Origin of the sequence: Pseudescherichia sp. (assembly GCF_031998825.1) — a bacterium.
Lineage (GTDB): Bacteria > Pseudomonadota > Gammaproteobacteria > Enterobacterales > Enterobacteriaceae > Pseudescherichia.
The window spans coordinates 1-18671 of the sequence record NZ_DAMACX010000005.1 but is presented as its reverse complement, the minus strand read 5'-3'; the positions used below and the strand labels follow the sequence as shown (position 1 = coordinate 18671).

Below are 18671 nucleotides of genomic sequence, written 5' to 3'. Positions count from 1 at the left end.
ATAGAAGGTACTGACAAGATTACCATTTTCACCGGTGGAAAGCGGACGTTACGCCCGGCGCAGGCGTGCCTCTGGCATCGAATGGCAGAAGTAGCTACGCTAAAATAACCACTTCTTTTTTTGGAAGAGAGACTATGGCGGACGCAACCGACTCAACCTCTGTTCTATTACTGGCCGCGAATGGCTGGGTACCGAATAACCCGCATCTGCCCGTCATTCTCTACCGCCAGGTTTTTACTCCTGACGAAAATGCGGTCGACACGGTGCAGCGACTGTTTGAAAAAAATGGTTGGCCTGCGCAGTGGGTAGATGGCATCTACCCTTATCACCATTACCATAGCAATGCCCATGAGGTACTCGCCTTTACTCAGGGTGAAGCGCTGCTTGTACTTGGCGGCCCGGAGGGGCAGCAGGTGATTGTGCGTGCTGGAGACGTGGTGTTACTGCCTGCGGGAACGGGCCACTGTAATATTCGCAGCAGCGATGATTTTACCGTGGTAGGGGCATACCCGCCTGACCAGGAGTTTGATCTCTGTCGCGGGGCACCCACAAAGGAGATGCTGGAAGCTATTGCCAGGGCCCCTTTCCCGCATCGCGATCCGGTTTTTGGAGGGCAGGGGCCACTTATCGATAACTGGTTATAAATTTAAGCAGCGCTACGGCAGGTTTAAGACATATTTTAATGTCTAAAAAATGTTCTGATTTTCTTTGTGTTGTTTTTGCTAATAAAATCACAAAAATTATCTCAATAGTTAATATTAAGCGCTTTACAAGTGTAAAACTGTGTAATTATCGCGCGGTCGTAGTCGATATAATCTGAAAATAATGTCGTTTACTGTTTAATACGCTATAACAGGTAGGTGATATATAAGTTCTCATAACAAAGTATGATAGCCAGAGGCCTGTATGCAGATAATCTATTTCAAAGTGGAATGCCTATTCCCGGAACTTTTGCCGACCTCAAAAGTTACTCTTAAAGAGGTAGTATTAACAAGAGAGAACGAAGTTATATCAACTTTTTCTAACTTAAAAATTAACAGCTTACCCTTTTATCGCTTTCATTTAGTGCCTGTGGGGTTCAGAAAAATTGAACATCTTATTAAGGGCGAGCCGGGTAAGCATTTGCAGTTCTCCTCAGGCTACCTGCCGTCTGGAGAGTATCGGGTTGAAACGCCTGCTGGCGAGAAAACCCTTGGCTATGATGCACTTACTGCACTCTGGCGTCTGGTCGATGAGAAAGATGAAGAGCGCTACCTAACGACAAATGAATTTGTTTCGCGTGACTTCACAATTATTCGCCCCGTAAAATTAGTCTATCGCAACCGCCGGGATATTATTTGTTAAATGAACCTTTGTCCTGTTTAAAATATAATATATTTTGCCTGCGGGCTATATCGCACGCAGGCTTTTGGCTAACGGTAAAACGGCGGCCGATTTAAGTTCAGGACGAAATAGTGACTCATGTAAAGCAACTTGATTACGCCCACGCTTTTTTGCCGTATAAAGCGCGATGTCGGCTGCGCTATATAAGGCTTCAAAATCACTGTGCTGGGCGCCAAGGCTAACGCCAAAGCTGGCCGTCACATATTGCTGGGGTAGGCAGTCCAGCGGCGAAGCATTGAGCGACGCGTGAATATATCTCGCAATAATTATCGCCTCTTCCAGCCGGGCATTAGGCAACAGAATAGTAAACTCTTCGCCGCCTACGCGACCAATGGATGCTGGCGAGGGGAGGGCATGGCGTATGCGTGAGACCAGAGAGCAGATCACCTTATCGCCCATCGGGTGACCATACTCGTCATTGATGCGCTTAAAGTGATCGATATCCAGCAGGATCAGCGCCACGTTGCCCTGGGTGAGAGAACGGTTAATGTGGTTAATGATTGCGCTGCGGTTGTAGACGGCGGTGAGCGGATCGTGGGTTGCTTCATACTCAAGGCGGGCCGCCAGCTTCTGTAGCTCATCGTTCATGCGCGTTAATTCACGCTCGGCGCGATCGCTACGGGAGATGAGGCGGTAAGACTGACGAATGAGCCGCTGATAATGTTTCGCCACCGTCCACAGCTTTTCTCGGCACTCTTCGGCAGGCAGCTGCGCATCGGCGGCGGCTACCCGGGCATCTTCCAGGATGGCGTACTCCTCCTGGAATAGCTCGTTGATATCTAGCATGCGTTAAGATCCGGCGTTAAAAAGACGGCAAGCGCCGGGAAATCAAGGCTGACCTCCTGACCAAACTCTTCGGAGATATCGTCCTCTGCATCGTAATACCAGTGCAGCTCGCAGGCTTTGCCCCGTTTCGCGAAGCCGTTGAGTGACTCGAAAAACTCAAACAGTAGCTTGGTGCTGGAGCTGTTGAAATAGCTCAGCGCAACGTGCAGCTGCAGCGGGGATGAACCCGCAGGCGTCTCCTGCAGCCAGCTCTCAGTGGCCTGTAGCAGCGGGCGGAAAAAGGCCGCGGCGTTCTCCGGGTAGGCTTCCCCTTTTAACACCAGATGATGCGCCGCAAAGTCAAAGTTCACTTCCGGTGTGGCAGAGGTCGCTGCAAGCATAATCGCGGTAGGCAGTGTGGTATCAGTCATGGCAGAAGGTAGCCTTTAAGTGAAAAGCGGACAGCGAGCTGGCCGCCAGAGGATGAATGCGGTACTCCAGCGGTTCGCTGGTATCTCGCGCCATGGTCAACAACCCGATATTGGCCCCTTTACTGGTGGCGGGCGCTTCACTGCGTAAGTTCTGTTTCCAGGCCTGCTTGATTTCGGCCTGGGTCATGGTACGCAGTACGTCGAGGTTGTTCTGCAGCAGAGAGGACTCTTCATAGCCCACCAGATTAGCGGCTTCGAGATAGTAGTTGGCATGATCGGTATGCAGGCAGAGTGAACCAAAGCGCAGCTCCTCTTTATCCGTGCCGATATAGCGCTCGTCGCTGGAGTAGCGCACTATGTTCTGGCCCATCTCAATGAATACAGAGAAGAGCCGACGGCGCAGCGGCAGCGAAGATTCGTGCTTATCAAGCCATGCCCGCACCACGTCACCCATCGCTACAATATGCTGCTGCGAGAAATAGCCGGTATAAAACAGCTCTACCGCGCTCTGCCTCTGTAGCGTAATGAGCGGTAGCAGGACCGCTTCCTTGACCTGCAGGTCATTTAATTTCATGTTGTATCTCACCAGCGAAAACCAAACCACGTCATGTCATCACGCGACGCTTCCTTACCTTGCCAGGCCTGAAGCCCCTCCAGCAGCGCACCGGAGAGGGCACTCATCGGCAGAGTACGGTTCTGTAATAACAGGGACTGAATACGTTTCTTACCAAACATAATGCCGCGCTCGCCGCCGATCTGATCCGTCACGCCGTCGGTAACAATCATCACCCGATCGCCAGAGCGCAACGGGCGCTGATAGCGTCGCCACTGCTGATCCGCGGGCGTATCGGTATAGCCGAGCCCTTTTCTGTCGGACTTCAGCACGCTAACCTCGTCATCCCCCGTGCCCAGCATAAAAGCGTGCATCCGGGCGTTGGCCCAGATCAGCTGCGCGTTAACGTTGTCGGCATAGAGAGCGATGGCATCGCAACCATCATTAGACTGGTTAAGGTCGGCGCTGGGGTGAAGCTGGCTCAGGGTCTGCTTGATATGGCGATTGACGATCGCCAGCAGACGATCCGGCTCATGCGCTGGGGCCTGAGAGAGTGCCTTCTCGAGCGCGGAGGCGAAGATAAACGTCATAAACGCACCGGGAACGCCGTGGCCGGTGCAGTCGGCAATCACCACCAGCCAACCGTTCTCGTCGCGCTGAAAAGCGTAAATGTCGCCACCCACGCAGTCCCGAGGCTGCCAGTAGAGGCACCACTCTTTGAGGCTCTCCTCTATGCCCTGTCGCGAGCGGCTCAGCATTGACTCCTGGATCACCCTCGCATACTCAATGCTCTGCATGATCTGAAAATGCTGCTTGGCCTGTAGGTCGGAGACCGTCTTGATCAGGTCGATGCCCAGGCCAATTCCCAGGTACTGCCCCTCATCGGTGAGGATGAAGCCCTCGGTCACCGCCTTATCGCCGGTTTCGATTACTCGCTCGGCGAGATACTCCAGCCCGGCGCTGGCCTCAACGATCAGCGGCGTCTTATCCATAAAGGCGATGCAGCTCTTTTGATCGTAGAGTTCGTGAAAGAAGGGGCGACTCATCTGGGAGAGAAAGATGTGCCGGTTGATCATGCCGAGCGGGCGATTGTTTTCCAGCACCGGCAGACCGATCAGCGTCTTATGTTCGCTAAAGAGAGCCATTACCTGCTGATTATTGGAGTCGGGAGTCACATGCGGTACAGCGATGCGTAACATGCCTGCGCTTAACTGGCGCGAGGAGAGTGGTATTTCCATAATGACCGGCGTTTTCCCAACAAGTAAGATTTATCCTAGAATAAATCCGTAATATGACGCTTTTATTTCAATCACTTGCTGAAGGTTACAACACTATTTTATCGAGCCTAAAGGCAAACTGTAGCGATAACCCTCGCCTATATGCAGGCGAAAAAAAAGCCCGCGCAGGGCGGGCAGTAAATACTGGAAGCAATGTGAGCAATGTCGTACTGAATACCCGAGTTATTTACTCAACTATTCAGTGATGAGAAAGATAATCTTTATCATCTTAACTTGCAACCCCATCTTTAATGGGGTCGATTATGGGCAATTTGACTGGCCATCCATGCCATCTGGGGCGCAACGTGATCGAAGAAAGCGTAGTAGCCCTGGCACAGATAATTTTGCCAATGATTGCCGTCGCGCAGCAGGCGGTGTTTCGGGCAGCCGCCCTGACAGGCAAAGCGATATTGACACCGTTGGCAGGTGGCAGAGCGAGGAGCCTTAGCTGCACTAAAGCTCCGCTGCTGTTTGCTCTGGGCCAGCCGGGAAGGGACGTCGCGGAGAATATTCCCCAGCCGGTGCGCCGGAGTGACAAAATGGTCGCAGCTATAAACGTCACCGTTCTGCTCTACCACCAGCGATGCACCGCAGCTGGCGCGCATCACGCACAGGCCCGGCGTTTCCCCGGCCCAGGCGGCAAGGGTGTTATCAAAGAGCTGAACAAATACCCGGCCGACGTCGTGACGCAGCCACTCATCAAAGATAGCTATGTTAAATTCTCCCCAGGCTCTGGCGCTGACCGACCAATTAGTTACAACATTCTGATGCGCAAGGGCAATGGTCTCGCCAAAGCGCTCCGCACGCTGGTCATGCGGCGGAGCAGGCTCGACCACGGGAATAAACTGCAAAAACCTGCCGCCCAGCTCGCGGGTCAAAAAACGGTAGATCGCCAGTGGATGCTCCGCCGATCGGCTGGTTACCGTTGCCAGCAGATTAAACTCCACGCCGTGGCGCTTCAGTGCCTCAAGGCCATCAACGACTTTCTGAAATACGCTGTGGCCGCTGCGTGTCCTGCGCCCGGCATCAAAGACAGATTGCGGGCCATCCACCGACACGCCAACCAGAAAGCGGTGCTCAGCCAGAAAGCCAGCCCACGTATCGTTAAGCAGTACGCCGTTAGTCTGTAGAGAGTTGGTAATGCGCTTGCCCTGAGCAAACCGCTGCTGGAGAGCAACCGCGCGGCGAAAAAAGTCCAGCCCCGCCAGGGTTGGCTCGCCCCCTTGCCAGGTAAACGCGACGTCATTCCCCGGCGCGTCGGCAATGTAGCGCCGAACGTATTCGCTCAGAACGCGATCCGTCATCTGGAACGCGGGCTGCCGCTGGCGTAGAACACCGTCGCCTTTCTTCAGGTAGAAACAGTAGTCGCACGCCAGGTTGCAGTGAAAGCTGGCGGGCTTCGCCATCAGATGGAAGTCGTCTTTCATCATTCACGGTGCCGCTGGCGGGCAAAGCTTGCCGAGAGGCGATCCAGCAGGATAGCCATCAGCACGACGACCAGGCCACTTTGTAGCCCCAGGCCAATTTCAAGCTGCTGGATGCTGCTGAGGATGTCGTTACCGAGGCCGCCTGCGCCCACCATCGAAGCGATAATTACCATCGACATCGCCATCATAATGGTCTGGTTAACGCCCGCCATAATGGACGGCTGCGCCGCTGGCAGCTGCACTTTCCACAGCAGCTGCCACGGCGTACAGCCGAAGGCGATGCCGGCTTCAATACGCGCGCTGTTCACCTGGCGAATACCGAGATCGGTCAGGCGTACTACCGGCGGCATGGAGAAGAGAATAGTGGCGAAGATGCCCGGCGGGCGTCCAAGGCCAAACAGAATGGTGGCCGGGATCAGATAGACAAACGCAGGCATGGTCTGCATAAAGTCGAGCAGGGTACGCACCACGCTGCCCACCCGCGCCCGCCTGGCGCTCCAGATGCCAAGCGGGATACCGATCAGCAGGCTGAAAAAGGTAGAGGAGAGGGTAAGGGCCAGGGTGACGGCGGCGTGATCGCTGTAGCCGCTGTAAATAATATAGAGGGTAGCGAGCAGCGCAAACAGGCCGAAGCCCTTACCGATGCGCCATGCGCTCAGCCCCACGGCCAGGATCACCAGCCCCCACGGATTCAACGCGCCGATCAGCTGCTCAAGGCCACCGGCAAAGGCATCCACCACCCGGGCAAAACCATCGAAAAATCCGCCCGCGTGGGCCAGCAGGGTGTGTACCGCGTCGTCGATCTGGCGGCTAAAGTCTAAGGGATAGCTCATGTTACTCCTTACTGCGTCCAGACATCGGCATAGGTTTCCGCCAGCTGCCAGCGCGAAACGTCCACGCCGGAGAAGAAGTGGCGCACGTAGGCGGTGGCGGGGGCGTTGATCAGCTCCTCCGGCTTGCCTACCTGTACTAGCTCGCCTTTCTCCATAATCGCAATGCGTGTGCCAAGGCGCAGCGCCTCCTCCATATCGTGCGTGACAAATACGATGGTGCGTCGGGACTCCGCCTGCAACGTTAGCAGCAGGGACTGCATCTCCCGGCGAATGATCGGATCCAGCGCGGAGAAGGCTTCATCCATTAGCAGCACGGTGGGGTTAACCACCAGCGCCCGGGCCAGTCCTACGCGCTGCTGCATCCCACCGGAGAGCTGATGGGGATAGCTGTCGGCAACGTCACCCAGGCCAACCTTCTCCAGCATGGCGCGCGCCTGCTGATGGCGAAGCGGACGGGCAACGCCTGCGACCTCCAGGCCAAACGCCACGTTGTCCAGCACGCTGCGCTCTTCAAACAGGGCGAACGACTGGAAAACCATACCGATATGCTGGCGGCGCAGGGCGATCAGCTCTGCTGGTGGCAGGGCGGCCAGGGTCTGGCCCTGAAAAATCACCTCGCCGGAGCTGGCCGGAATGAGGTGATTCAGGGTACGCAGCAGAGTTGATTTGCCCGAGCCGGAGAGACCGACAATGACAAAAATCTCACCGGCAAAAATCTCTAAATTAATATCGTTCAGCGCGTTAACGCCGGACGTTTGCGGACGGCGGGAAAAAAGGCGCTTGCCGCCGCCAGGATAATAGTTCTTATTAACCAATTTGAGCTGGAATAGTGGCTGTGACATAGTTTCATCTTAATATTTATAAGCCACTACACATTAACGTAATCGCCAGAGAGGCGAAAATCTATTTTGCTTTTTTGGATATACATAATAAGCATTAGCTTAGCTAATTTCCGGTAAACGCATTTCCGATGAATGAAAACGCCATGCCTCATCTAATAACCAGGCTTTAACTTTTTCATGCTGGGCGGTGGTGGGTTTGCCGCTGGCAGAAATGAGATAGTAGCCGCGCTCGGTACGCAGTTGCGGCCCGCACTGCACCAGCTGATTGGCCGCCAGGAACGGCGCAATAAGCGGCTGCCAGCCGAGGGCGATCCCCTGGCCCTCCAGCGCCGCCTGGATCACCAGCGAGTAGGCGTTAAAAGTACGCGAGGCAGCATGGCTCTGGTCGTAAACATGGTACTGGCGGAACCACTCCTCCCACGTCATCCAGCGCTGAGGGCGGGTATCCGGTAGCTTGAGTAGCGGGAGTGCCAGTAGGGCTTCAGGTCGTTTATCCTGCTGAATTTGCTGCATAATTTTATGATTGCACACCGGAAAGACCGTCTCGGGGAAAAGCCGCTGGGTCTGGGTTCCCGCCCAGTTTCCGTGACCAAAATAGATGGCCAGATCGGCATTGCTGTCGCGAAAGCTGTAGTCATTTGGCGAGGTAGCGATCTGCACCTCTACGCCGGGAATAAGCTGCTGCAGCCGCTCCATGCGCGGCAGTAGCCAGTAGCTGGCGAAGCCCATATCGGTATCGATACGCAGCACGCTGCGCTGGTGGCGGGTTCGCTCCAGCTGCTCGCTGATCTCGTTCAGACTATTACGCACAATCAGGTAGAGACTGTTGCCCGCCTCGGTGAGCTGTACGCCCCGGTGGCGGCGCTCAAAAAGGGGGGCATTGACGACGTTTTCCAGCGCCTGAATACGCTGGCTCACCGCCGGCTGGGAAAGTCCCAGCTCGTGCCCGGCCGCGGTAAAATTACCCAAACGCGCCGCCGCTTCAAATACCACCAGCGCCTGGAGAGGCGGAAGCTGTAATTTTCCTGCCATTAGCCCACCTTATGTCACGATAATGAAATAACCCCTTCACAGGGGTAAATAAGCGTGAGATAAATCTAACACGTTTTTCTTTTTTATTTTATTTTTGGACGATTCATGCTTATGAATAAACCGAATATCGTTATTCTTATGGCCGATCAGTTAACGGCCAGCGCCCTCAGAACATATGGTAATAAGGTTAGTCTGACACCGAATATCGATAAATTAGCGCGCGAAGGGGTGGTATTTGAATCCGCCTACTGTAATAGCCCGCTTTGCGCGCCGTCGCGTGCGTCGCTGATGACCGGACAGTTTATTTCACGCAATTCGGTATTTGATAACGCTGCCGAATTCCATGCTGATTCGCCCACTTTTTGCCACTATTTGCGCGAGCAGGGTTACCGGACCTGGCTCTCCGGCAAGATGCACTTCTGCGGCCCGGATCAGCTCCACGGTTTCGATGAGCGTCTGACTACCGATATCTACCCGGCGGATTTTGGTTGGACGCCGGACTGGCACCACCCGGAGCGCCGGCTGGACTGGTTCCACAATATGAGCTCGGTGCTGGAGGCGGGGGAGTGCGTGCGCACTAACCAGCTCGACTTTGACGACGATGCGCTCTTCCAGGCGCGCCAGCGACTCTATGATGCAGCGCGGCGGCCTGATGAGCAGCCGTTTATGCTGCTGCTCTCTCTGACCCATCCGCACGATCCCTTTGCCATCCCGAAGCGCTATCTCGATCGCTTTAACGAGACGGATATCGACATGCCGAAGACCCGCAAAGGGGATGTGGAGGACGATGCCCACTCTGCCCGGCTGCGGGCCATGTACCAGCTTGAAGAGGGCTTAATTACTGACGATCACATCCGTCGCGCGCGCCACGCCTACTACGGCGCGATGGCCTACGTCGACGACTGCTTTGGCGAAGTGGTGCGTACCCTGGAGGAGACCGGGCTGGCGGAGAATACCGTGGTAATGGTCATCGCCGACCACGGGGAGATGCTCGGCGAGCGCGACCTCTGGTACAAGATGACCTTCTTTGAAAACGCCGTGCGCATTCCCTTTATTGTGCACAACCCTAAACGTTTCGCGCCGCGCCGGGTAAGCCAGAGCGTGTCGCTGGTCGACGTGCTGCCCACTCTGGTGGAGCTGGCCTCCGGCGAAGATCGTAAGTCGCAGGCGATTTCCCCCCTCGACGGCAGCAGCGTGGTGCCACACCTGAAGGGCGAAGCGGGGCCTGACGATGCGGTGAGTGAATACCTTGCCGAGGGAGCGCTTGGCCCGATGCTGATGATCCGTCGCGGCAGCTGGAAATACATTCACTCCTTCAGCGAAGCGCCGCAGCTCTTTAACCTCGCTGAGGATCCCCATGAGCGCGTCAACCTGGCGAGCGATGCGCGTTATCAGGATCAGGCTCAGGCTTTTGCCAGCGAGGTGCGCTCCCGCTGGGATCTGGATGCGCTCTATAAGCAGGTGCTGGCCAGCCAGCAGAAGCGGCTCTTCCTGACCCGCATCGCCGGGCGAGACGCCATTCCAAAGTGGGACTACCAGCCTTTCCAGGCTGCATCGGAACGCTATATCCGTAATCACCAGACGCTGGATGAACAAGAGGCCTTTGCCCGCTATCCGCGTCCTTTTCAACAACCGGCAGGAAAATAACAATGAAAATGAAGACACTCACGCAATTCGTTCTGCTGGCTGCGGCTGGCTGGCTCCCTCTGAGCAGCATTGCCGCAGAAGAGGCGCGCTGTGACACCATCACCCAGTCCGATCCGGGCTGGACGGACATCGCGGCCACCAACGCGCTCTCTGGCGTGGTGCTGAACGCGCTGGGCTATCAGCAGAAGGTACAGAATCTTTCGGTTGCGCTGGCCTATCAGGGATTGAAAACGGGTCAGGTAGACGTCTTCCTGGGGAACTGGATGCCTGCCCAGGAGCCGGTTATCAGCAAGTTTACCGCCGACGGCTCGGTCAAGGTACTGGGCGCTAACCTGCCCGCAGCCCGCTTTACCCTCGCCGTGCCGGATTACGTGGCCGCTGCGGGTGTGAAAGACTTTGCCGATCTGCAAAAGTACGCTGACAAGTTTAATCACAAAATTTACGGCATCGCCCCCGGTGCGCCAGCCAACCAGAACCTGAAGAAGATGCTCGACAAGCACGACTTTGCCCTACAGGACTGGAACCTGGTGGAGTCGAGCGAGAGCGGGATGCTGGCGCAGGTGACGCGGGCAGTGGAGCGCAAGGAGTGGATCGTCTTTCTCGGCTGGGAGCCGCATGCCATGAACACCCGCTTTAAGCTGGCCTACCTGAGCGGCGGTGATGCTTACTTTGGCGCTAACTACGGCAGCGCGACGGTCAACACCGTGACGCGTAAGGATTTTGCCACCCAGTGCCCGAACGCCAACCGCTTCTTCAGCCAGCTGAAGTTTGACGTCCCGCTGGAGAACGCCGTTATCACCCGCGTGCTGGACGATAAGCAGAGCGCCCAGGAGGCTGCCCGCGCCGAGCTGGCTAAGCGCCCGGAACTGCTGGACAGCTGGCTCGCTGGCGTCACCACCCGCAGCGGGGAACCGGCGAAGCCAGCGGTGTTAAAAGCTCTGGGGCTGTAAGCGATAACGGCAGCCCTAAAATCCTGTTAAAAACCACGTAACTTCTATGAGGCGAAGCTGCGTGGTTTTTTCTTAACTTTTCAAGGTAATTATTCTTGATCGCATACTCATAATGAGTATAGTTCTCATTCTCTTTAGCGTTTGATCCGGCCACTTTTGGCCGCCGCGCTACCTTCCTGATGAATGACTTTGAACGGTTAAGGATGCTCCTGATGAAAATGAAAACCTCTGCCCTGGCCCTCTGCGTGGCAATGGTGCTGAGCGGCTGCAATACCACCCAGTCCGCCAGCGCAAAACCGGCCGCCGAGGCGCAAAAACCGCAGGCAGCGGCCGCGCAGCAGACTAACGTCGTGAAGCGCGATCTGGCGGAAGGCGTCTATGAGCTGGCATTAAGCCCGGCGGGCGACGCGCTATACGTGGCCAGCGCAGAAGGGTTCAAAGACGTGCAGGGCGGGGTGGTCTACAAGCTCGATCCTAAAACCTTAAAAACGATCGGATCGACCCATACCGATCTGAAAAACTTCGGCATGGATATCGCCCCGGACGGGAAAACTGTTTACGTCACCAACTCGCTGGACGCGGGCATCAGCGCCATCAACACCGTCGACGGCAAGGTGCTGGCGCGGGCGATCTTCCCGGAGCGCAATAAAGAGGGCTTCCCGTACGGTGCGCGCCAGGTGCTGCTGCACAACGGCCTGCTCTACATTGGCGCGGTAGCTGACCCGGCGCTGATCTGGGTGGTGGATGCGAAAACCATGAAGCTGAAAACGCGCATCAAAAACACCGGTAAATGGATGACCGGCCTGCACTACTCCGAGCAGACCCAGCGCATCTATGCTGCCAACGGCGGCGGTGAAATTCTGGTCATTAACCCGCGCACTAACCGTGTGGAAAAACGCTGGAAGCCGCTGGGTGAAAAAGAGGCCCTGCTGCTTAACTTTGCAGAAGACAGCGCCACCGGCCGCCTGTTCGTGACCGATAACTCGAAGGCAAAAACGACCCTGGTGCTGGATATCCATACCGGGAAGGTGATCAAGCAGCTCGACGTCGGTGACTCCCTGTCGGTGAAGTTCAACCCGAAACGCAACGAGATCTACATCAGCCAGCGTGAGTCCGGCAAGCTGCTGAGCCTTGACGGCACCACCTACGCGGTGAATCAGTCGTGGGATCTGCCGCCGAACCCGAACAGCCTGCTGGTCTCCGCTGACGGCCAGACCCTCTATGTCACCGTCAAGCAGGCCTTCAATAAAGATCACTCGACCAACGGTCCGGACAGCGTTGTCCGCATCGCTTTGAATCAGTAATCCAACCGGCCCGGCAACGGGCCATTTTTTTAACCTCGCTCTCGTATGAGTTAATGATGCAACACATAAAAAATAACGCTCTCACTTTGCGCAAGTCCTTGCTTGCGCTGGCTATCGGCGCGGTAGCCCATTCGACGCAGGCTGAAGCCGCTGACACCAGCAAGACCAATCAGGAAGATACCATTGTGGTGCAGGCAGCACCGGCCAGCGAGTTTACGCCCGGCGGCGATGTGCCGGTTCCCGCCTATCTGGACGGTCAGGTGGCCCACGGCGGCCGTCTGGGGATGCTCGGCGAGCAGAAGGCGATGGACGTGCCCTTTAACGTCATCGGTTATACCGCAAAAGCGGTAGAGGATCTGCAGGCTAAAACCATTGCCGACGTGGTGCGCAACGACGCAGGCGTCCAGCCGGTGCAGGGCTACGGCAACTCGGCTGAAACCTACCGCATCCGTGGCTTTAAGCTCGATGGCGACGACATGACCATGAGCGGCCTGCCGGGCGTGGTGCCGCGTCAGGTGGTGGATACCCAGATGATCGAGCGCGTCGAGATATTCAAAGGTGCCAACGGTCTGCTGAACGGCGCGGCGGGCAGCGGCGTGGGCGGGATGATCAACCTTGAGCCTAAGCATGCGGAAGATACCCCCACGACCCGCGTAGGCGTCGACTACACCAGTCAGGCGATGGTCGGCGGCTCGCTGGATCTGGGGCGTCGCTTTGGCGATAACAACCAGTTTGGCACGCGCATTAACCTGCTGCATCGCGAGGGTGAAGCCCCGCTGGATCACGATCGTCGTCGCACCACGCTGGCGTCAATTGGCCTCGACTACCGGGGCGATCGCCTGCGTACCTCGTTGGATGCGGCCTACCAGAAAAAGACCTTCCACGGCAGCGGCATGGGCGTCAACATTACTGGCGTAGATTTCATTCCCGACGTGCCGGATCCCAGCACGAACTACAGCCAGACGTGGAGCTACAACGACATCGACAACCAGTTTGGTGTGGCCCGCGCCGAGTATGATCTGACCGACGCCTGGACCGCCTATGCCGCCGCGGGTGCGCAGCAGGCCCATGAAATTGGAACCTATAGCTCGCCGAAGCTGCTTAACGCCAACGGTGATGCGACAGCAAGCCGTCTGGATACCAACCGCTATATCGATGCCAACAGCGGCATGCTGGGCCTGCGCGGCAACGTCGATACCGGCTTTGTCTCGCATAAAATCAACGTTGGCTATTCGGCGCTGATCAAGCGGGACAGAACCGCATGGCGGATGTCCGCCGCTGCTGCCAACCCGACCATCAACATCTACCATCCGAGCGATGTGGCAATGCCACCGGTTACGAGCTTTGGCGGTAACTATGGCGATCCGCGTACCACCAGCCGGAACCGTACTCAGGGCTGGCTGCTGAGCGATACCCTGGGCGTACTGGATGACAGCCTGCTCTTCACCGTGGGTGCGCGTAACCAGAAGGTGGTGGTGCGCAACTACAACAACGTTACGGGAGCGGAACAGAGTGACTCCCGCTATGAAGAGAGCCGCTGGATGCCGACCTACGGCGTGGTCTATAAGCCGTGGGAAGAGCTGTCGCTCTACGCCAACCATACCGAAGCGCTGCAACCGGGCGCTGTAGCTCCAAGAAGCGCCTCTAACTTCGGTCAGAGCACTGGCATTGCCCACTCGAAGCAGAATGAAGTCGGGGTGAAGATCGACTACGGCCGCATCGGCGGTACCCTGGCGCTGTTTGAGATCAAAAAGCCCTCTGCTATTCAGTACGGTACCAATGGTCCCTACAAGCTTGACGGCGAGCAGCGTAACCGCGGCGTGGAGCTAAACGTCTTTGGCGAGCCGATGCTCGGCCTGCGCCTCAACGGCAGCGCCACATGGGTTAACGCTGAGATGACCAAAACGCAGAACGGCCTCAACGACGGCAAAGATGCTATCGGTGTCCCAGGCGTCTTTATGGTGTTTGGTGCAGAGTACGACATCAAACCGGTAGAGGGCCTGACGGCAACGGCGCGCGTGAACCACTCCGGCTCGCAATATGCCAACGCCGCCAACACCAAAAAGCTGGATGACTACACCACGCTGGATCTGGGCGTTCGCTACCGGACCCGCCTGAATCAGGATGCCAACGAGATGGTGTGGCGCGTGGGCGTGGATAACGTCACCAACGAGAAGTACTGGTCCGGCGTCGAAGATCTGGGTACCTACATCTTCCGGGGCGATCCGCGTACCCTCAAGGTCTCCATGAGCTACGACTTCTAGGTAAAGCACTCTGCACGGGCGGCGCAAATATGAAGGAATTAAGGATATTCAGGTAAGAAATAAGAAGATTGCGCCGCCATATACAAAATAATAATAGTTATCATTATCATGCTCATTCTCAAAATATGGCAAAAAAATGGAGAAGAGTGGCATGGTTGTAAGTAACCTTTTCAAAAAGCGTCCGCTGGCGCTGGTGTTATCCTCCTGTCTGAGCGTTAGCGCCTGGGCGGTAGATGATGTAGCGGTGGACGACGGTGAAGAGATGGTGGTTCATGCCACCGCAGAGCAGGAGCTTAAGCAGCAGCCCGGCGTGTCGATCATCACCGCTGAGGATATTAAAAAAGAGCCGCCGGTGAACGACCTGTCGGCCATCATCCGTAAAATGCCAGGAGTCAACCTGACCGGCAATAGCGCCTCCGGCAGCCGGGGCAACAACCGCCAGATCGATATTCGCGGCATGGGTCCAGAGAACACCCTTATCCTGATTGACGGCGTGCCGGTGACCTCCCGCAACGCCGTGCGCTACAGCTGGCGCGGCGAGCGCGATACCCGCGGGGACAGCAACTGGGTGCCGGCAGAGCTGGTGGAGCGTATCGAGGTGATCCGTGGCCCGGCAGCGGCGCGCTACGGCTCCGGCGCAGCGGGCGGGGTGGTGAATATCATCACCAAACGTCCCACCAACGACTGGCACGGCGCGCTCTCCCTCTACACTAACCAGCCCGAGAACGACAAAGAGGGGGCGACCAAGCGCGCCAACTTCGATCTCAGCGGACCGCTGGCAGGCGACGCGCTGACCATGCGCCTCTACGGCAACCTCAATAAAACCGACGCCGACGCGCAGGATATCAACACCGCGCAGAACGGCTCCTACGCCGCCGGGCGGGAAGGGGTGCGTAACAAAGATATCAACGGCCAGCTGTCATGGAAAATCACCCCCACGCAGATCCTTGATGTCGACTATGGCTACAGCCGTCAGGGTAATATCTACGCCGGTGATACCCAGTACAGCAACGGTAACCTCAGCCCCAACGGGCTAGTTAATACGCTCTACGGCGACGAAACCAACCGCATGTATCGCCAGAACTATGGCCTGACCCATAACGGCATCTGGGAGTGGGGCCAGTCGAAGGTCGGCGTCTACTACGAAAAAACCAATAATACCCGCCTGCAGGAAGGCTCTACCGGCCGTGTCGAAGGGATGATCAACAGCGACACCTACGACACCAGCCGCCTTGAGACCTGGCGCAGCACCGGCGAGGTAAACATTCCCGTCACGCTGTGGGTCGATCAGACCGTGACGCTGGGGGCAGAGTGGGAGCGTGAGGCGCTGAACGATCCGGCCTCAATGTCCGCCACCGACGCAACGGGGATCGCAATCGGCAACGTTGCGGGCAACCCGGCCGATCGCGACAGCAAAAACAGCGCCGAAACCACCGCCTTCTATTTCGAGGACAATATCGAAGCCGCGACGGGGACCTTTATCATTCCAGGCATCCGCCTCGACTACCACAATAAGTTTGGTACTAACTGGAGTCCGTCGCTGAACGTCTCTCAGGATCTGGGAGAAGACTTCAAGCTGAAGGCGGGGATTGCCCGGGCCTATAAAGCGCCGAACCTCTACCAGTCCAGCGAGGGGTACCTGCTCTCGACGCGCGGCAACGGCTGTCCGAATAACATTGCCACCGGCAGCTGCTATCTGCTGGGTAACGACGATCTCGACCCGGAGACCAGCGTTAATAAAGAGGTTGGCCTTGAGTTCAGCCGCAGCGGCTACGTAGCGGGTATCACGTACTTCCGTAACGACTATAAAAACAAGATCGTTGCCGGGACGGACGTGCTGGGTTACGCCTCTAACGGTTACAACATCCTGCAGTGGGAGAACGGTGGCAAAGCGGTAGTGGAAGGGCTGGAGGGCAACCTGAGCATCCCGCTGATTGCGGATACACTGACCTGGCGTACCAACGGCACTTACATGATCCAGTCGGAAAACAAAGACACCGGCAACCCGCTCTCGGTGATCCCGGAGTACACCGTCAATACCATGCTGGACTGGCAGGTCACGGACAAGCTCTCTACCAACGTTAACTGGACGATGTATGGTCGCCAGAAGCCGCGTGAATACGCGGAGATTCGCACTGAGACTGGCTCGCTGGCCACCAACGAGGTGGGGGCGTACTCCATCGTCGGCCTGAACGCCAACTACCAACTGACGAAAAGTCTGCTGCTCAACGGCGGGATCAATAACCTGTTTGATAAGCGTCTCTATCGTGAGAACGAAGGCGCATCGACCTATAACGAACCGGGCCGCGCTTACTACGCTGGCGTCACCCTGTCGTTCTGATAGCGAGGGCTGGCGGTAGCGCCAGCCTTTTCGACTGCTTGCTACCGGTAACGCTAAGTGTTAAAAGATGCCCCTTTATTAAAATTAGACAGGGGTAGGGCGTGAAAAACGCGTCAATCGCATCTGGCCAGCAACAGGCAGATGGCGCGTCGGGGAGTGGGCCGACGCTGCAACGGGGTTTGCAAAACCGACATATTCAACTTATCGCGCTGGGCGGCGCTATCGGCACCGGGCTGTTTCTGGGCATCGGGCCGGCAATTCAGATGGCCGGGCCAGCGGTGCTGCTGGGCTACGGCATCGCCGGGATTATCGCCTTCCTGATTATGCGCCAGCTGGGCGAGATGGTGGTCGAGGAGCCAGTCTCCGGTTCGTTCTCCCACTTTGCCTGGAAATACTGGGGTCCCTTCGCGGGCTTCCTCTCCGGCTGGAACTACTGGGTAATGTTTGTGCTGGTGGGCATGGCCGAGCTGACCGCGGCTGGCATCTATATGCAGTACTGGCTGCCGGACGTGCCGACGTGGGTCTGGGCCGCCGTGTTCTTTATCATCATCAACGCTGCCAACCTGGTTAACGTCCGCCTCTACGGCGAGATGGAGTTCTGGTTTGCCCTGATCAAGGTGCTGGCGATTATCGCGATGATCGGCTTTGGCCTGTGGCTGCTCTTCTCTGGCCACGGCGGCGAACGCGCCACCTTCGATAACCTCTGGCAGCATGGCGGCTTCCTCGCCACCGGCTGGCACGAACTGATTATGTCCCTGGCGGTGATCATGTTCTCCTTTGGCGGCCTGGAGCTGATCGGCATTACCGCCGCCGAGGCGCGCGATCCGCAGACCACTATTCCGAAAGCGGTGAATCAGGTGGTCTACCGTATCCTGATCTTCTATATCGGCTCGCTGGTGGTGCTGCTGGCGCTCTATCCGTGGGTGGATGTCAAAGCTGACAGCAGCCCGTTCGTGATGATTTTCCACGAGCTGGACAGCAACATCGTCGCCTCGGCGCTGAACTTTATCATCCTGGTGGCCTCGCTCTCGGTGTTTAACAGCGGCGTCTACTCCAACAGCCGGATGCTGTTTGGCCTCTCGGTGCAGGGCAACGCCCCGGCGTTTTTAACCCGCGTTAACGCGCGCGGCGTGCCGGTCAATTCGCTGTTTCTCTCCGCAGGCATTACCTCGCTGGTGATCCTGATTAACTACCTGTTGCCGAAAGAGGCCTTTGGCCTGCTGATGGCGCTGGTAGTGGCGACGCTGCTGCTGAACTGGATCATGATCTGCCTCGCGCACCTGAAGTTCCGCGCGGCGATGCGTCGTCAGGGCCGCGAGACGCAGTTTAAAGCGCTGCTCTATCCGGCCAGTAACTATGTCTGCATCGCCTTTTTAGTGCTGATTCTCGGCCTGATGTGCACCATCGACGGCATGCGGATGTCTGCCATCCTGCTGCCGGTATGGATCGCTTTCCTGTTTATCGCCTTCAAACTGCTGCGCCGTAAAGCCCGCTAACGCTTTGCCCGGCTACAAAATGCACGGTTCCGCCGTTGTAGGCCGGGTAAGCGACAGCGCCACCCGGCGCGCTGCTATTGCCCGGCGGCGCTCCGCTTGCCGGGCCTACACAGTGCACGGTTTGCC

Annotated in this window: 16 protein-coding genes; 8 read left to right on the top strand and 8 right to left on the bottom strand. The window is 56.9% G+C overall.

The features are described 5' to 3' along the window. The first annotated feature begins 134 nt into the window (after positions 1-134). A complete protein-coding gene (locus RTP97_RS03585) occupies positions 135-644 on the top strand; it encodes a cupin domain-containing protein (RefSeq protein ID WP_312411004.1) in 510 nt (169 codons plus the stop codon). 262 nt (positions 645-906) lie between these two features. Beyond that, on the top strand, positions 907-1344 hold the full coding sequence (locus RTP97_RS03580) for a hypothetical protein (RefSeq protein ID WP_312411002.1): 438 nt from the start codon (positions 907-909) through the stop codon (positions 1342-1344). Between the two features lie 45 nt (positions 1345-1389). Here RTP97_RS03580 and RTP97_RS03575 read toward each other — a convergent pair whose 3' ends face one another. The 8 genes from RTP97_RS03575 to RTP97_RS03540 all read right to left on the bottom strand — a co-directional run bounded on the left by RTP97_RS03575 (position 1390) and on the right by RTP97_RS03540 (position 8543). Further along, positions 1390-2169, bottom strand: coding sequence for a GGDEF domain-containing protein (locus tag RTP97_RS03575; protein ID WP_312410999.1), 780 nt, complete (start codon positions 2167-2169; stop codon positions 1390-1392). Beyond that, positions 2163-2579 (bottom strand): DUF1987 domain-containing protein, encoded by a 417-nt coding sequence (locus tag RTP97_RS03570; RefSeq protein ID WP_312410997.1) that lies wholly within the window; start codon positions 2577-2579, stop codon positions 2163-2165. The genes RTP97_RS03575 and RTP97_RS03570 overlap by 7 nt, the downstream gene beginning before the upstream one ends. Continuing rightward, positions 2572-3153: a SiaB family protein kinase gene (locus RTP97_RS03565; RefSeq protein WP_312410994.1), complete on the bottom strand. Its 582-nt coding sequence runs from the start codon at positions 3151-3153 to the stop codon at positions 2572-2574. The genes RTP97_RS03570 and RTP97_RS03565 overlap by 8 nt, the downstream gene beginning before the upstream one ends. An 8-nt stretch (positions 3154-3161) precedes the next feature. After that, a complete protein-coding gene (locus RTP97_RS03560; protein ID WP_312410991.1) occupies positions 3162-4370 on the bottom strand; it encodes a SpoIIE family protein phosphatase in 1209 nt (402 codons plus the stop codon). Positions 4371-4657: 287 nt separating this feature from the next. Further along, a complete protein-coding gene (locus RTP97_RS03555) occupies positions 4658-5836 on the bottom strand; it encodes an anaerobic sulfatase maturase (RefSeq protein ID WP_312411198.1) in 1179 nt (392 codons plus the stop codon). Further along, positions 5836-6669: a proline/glycine betaine ABC transporter permease gene (locus RTP97_RS03550; protein ID WP_312410988.1), complete on the bottom strand. Its 834-nt coding sequence runs from the start codon at positions 6667-6669 to the stop codon at positions 5836-5838. The genes RTP97_RS03555 and RTP97_RS03550 overlap by 1 nt, the downstream gene beginning before the upstream one ends. Before the next feature lie 8 nt (positions 6670-6677). Further along, entirely contained in the window at positions 6678-7511 is an 834-nt protein-coding gene (locus RTP97_RS03545) for an ATP-binding cassette domain-containing protein (RefSeq protein ID WP_312410986.1), read from the bottom strand. 99 nt (positions 7512-7610) lie between these two features. Beyond that, on the bottom strand, positions 7611-8543 hold the full coding sequence (locus RTP97_RS03540) for a LysR substrate-binding domain-containing protein (protein ID WP_312410983.1): 933 nt from the start codon (positions 8541-8543) through the stop codon (positions 7611-7613). Between the two features lie 111 nt (positions 8544-8654). Between RTP97_RS03540 and betC the strand changes: the two genes are divergently transcribed. The 6 genes from betC (at position 8655) to pheP (ending at position 18545) form a co-directional block, all read left to right on the top strand. Beyond that, complete coding sequence (gene betC / locus RTP97_RS03535; protein ID WP_312410980.1) at positions 8655-10190, top strand: choline-sulfatase; 1536 nt, start codon at positions 8655-8657, stop codon at positions 10188-10190. Between the two features lie 2 nt (positions 10191-10192). Continuing rightward, on the top strand, positions 10193-11140 hold the full coding sequence (gene choX / locus RTP97_RS03530; protein ID WP_312410977.1) for a choline ABC transporter substrate-binding protein: 948 nt from the start codon (positions 10193-10195) through the stop codon (positions 11138-11140). 212 nt (positions 11141-11352) lie between these two features. Continuing rightward, entirely contained in the window at positions 11353-12444 is a 1092-nt protein-coding gene (locus RTP97_RS03525; protein WP_312410975.1) for a YncE family protein, read from the top strand. A gap of 56 nt (positions 12445-12500) precedes the next feature. Next, entirely contained in the window at positions 12501-14708 is a 2208-nt protein-coding gene (locus RTP97_RS03520; protein ID WP_312410972.1) for a TonB-dependent siderophore receptor, read from the top strand. Positions 14709-14859: 151 nt separating this feature from the next. Further along, entirely contained in the window at positions 14860-17049 is a 2190-nt protein-coding gene (locus tag RTP97_RS03515; RefSeq protein WP_312410969.1) for a TonB-dependent siderophore receptor, read from the top strand. A 101-nt stretch (positions 17050-17150) separates the two neighbouring features. Next, positions 17151-18545, top strand: a complete 1395-nt coding sequence (gene pheP, locus RTP97_RS03510; RefSeq protein ID WP_312410966.1) for a phenylalanine transporter — start codon at positions 17151-17153, stop codon at positions 18543-18545. The last annotated feature ends 126 nt before the right edge of the window (positions 18546-18671 follow it).

Coding starts and splice junctions, on each gene's coding strand:
- RTP97_RS03565 (WP_312410994.1), bottom strand. CDS start 3,153: ATGAAATTAAATGACCTGCAGGTCAAGGAAGCGGTCCTGCTACCGCTC.
- RTP97_RS03575 (WP_312410999.1), bottom strand. CDS start 2,169: ATGCTAGATATCAACGAGCTATTCCAGGAGGAGTACGCCATCCTGGAA.
- RTP97_RS03560 (WP_312410991.1), bottom strand. CDS start 4,370: ATGGAAATACCACTCTCCTCGCGCCAGTTAAGCGCAGGCATGTTACGC.
- RTP97_RS03525 (WP_312410975.1), top strand. CDS start 11,353: ATGAAAATGAAAACCTCTGCCCTGGCCCTCTGCGTGGCAATGGTGCTG.
- RTP97_RS03540 (WP_312410983.1), bottom strand. CDS start 8,543: ATGGCAGGAAAATTACAGCTTCCGCCTCTCCAGGCGCTGGTGGTATTT.
- RTP97_RS03555 (WP_312411198.1), bottom strand. CDS start 5,836: ATGAAAGACGACTTCCATCTGATGGCGAAGCCCGCCAGCTTTCACTGC.
- RTP97_RS03580 (WP_312411002.1), top strand. CDS start 907: ATGCAGATAATCTATTTCAAAGTGGAATGCCTATTCCCGGAACTTTTG.
- RTP97_RS03570 (WP_312410997.1), bottom strand. CDS start 2,579: ATGACTGATACCACACTGCCTACCGCGATTATGCTTGCAGCGACCTCT.
- RTP97_RS03515 (WP_312410969.1), top strand. CDS start 14,860: ATGGTTGTAAGTAACCTTTTCAAAAAGCGTCCGCTGGCGCTGGTGTTA.
- choX (WP_312410977.1), top strand. CDS start 10,193: ATGAAAATGAAGACACTCACGCAATTCGTTCTGCTGGCTGCGGCTGGC.
- RTP97_RS03585 (WP_312411004.1), top strand. CDS start 135: ATGGCGGACGCAACCGACTCAACCTCTGTTCTATTACTGGCCGCGAAT.
- betC (WP_312410980.1), top strand. CDS start 8,655: ATGAATAAACCGAATATCGTTATTCTTATGGCCGATCAGTTAACGGCC.
- RTP97_RS03545 (WP_312410986.1), bottom strand. CDS start 7,511: ATGTCACAGCCACTATTCCAGCTCAAATTGGTTAATAAGAACTATTAT.
- RTP97_RS03520 (WP_312410972.1), top strand. CDS start 12,501: ATGCAACACATAAAAAATAACGCTCTCACTTTGCGCAAGTCCTTGCTT.
- RTP97_RS03550 (WP_312410988.1), bottom strand. CDS start 6,669: ATGAGCTATCCCTTAGACTTTAGCCGCCAGATCGACGACGCGGTACAC.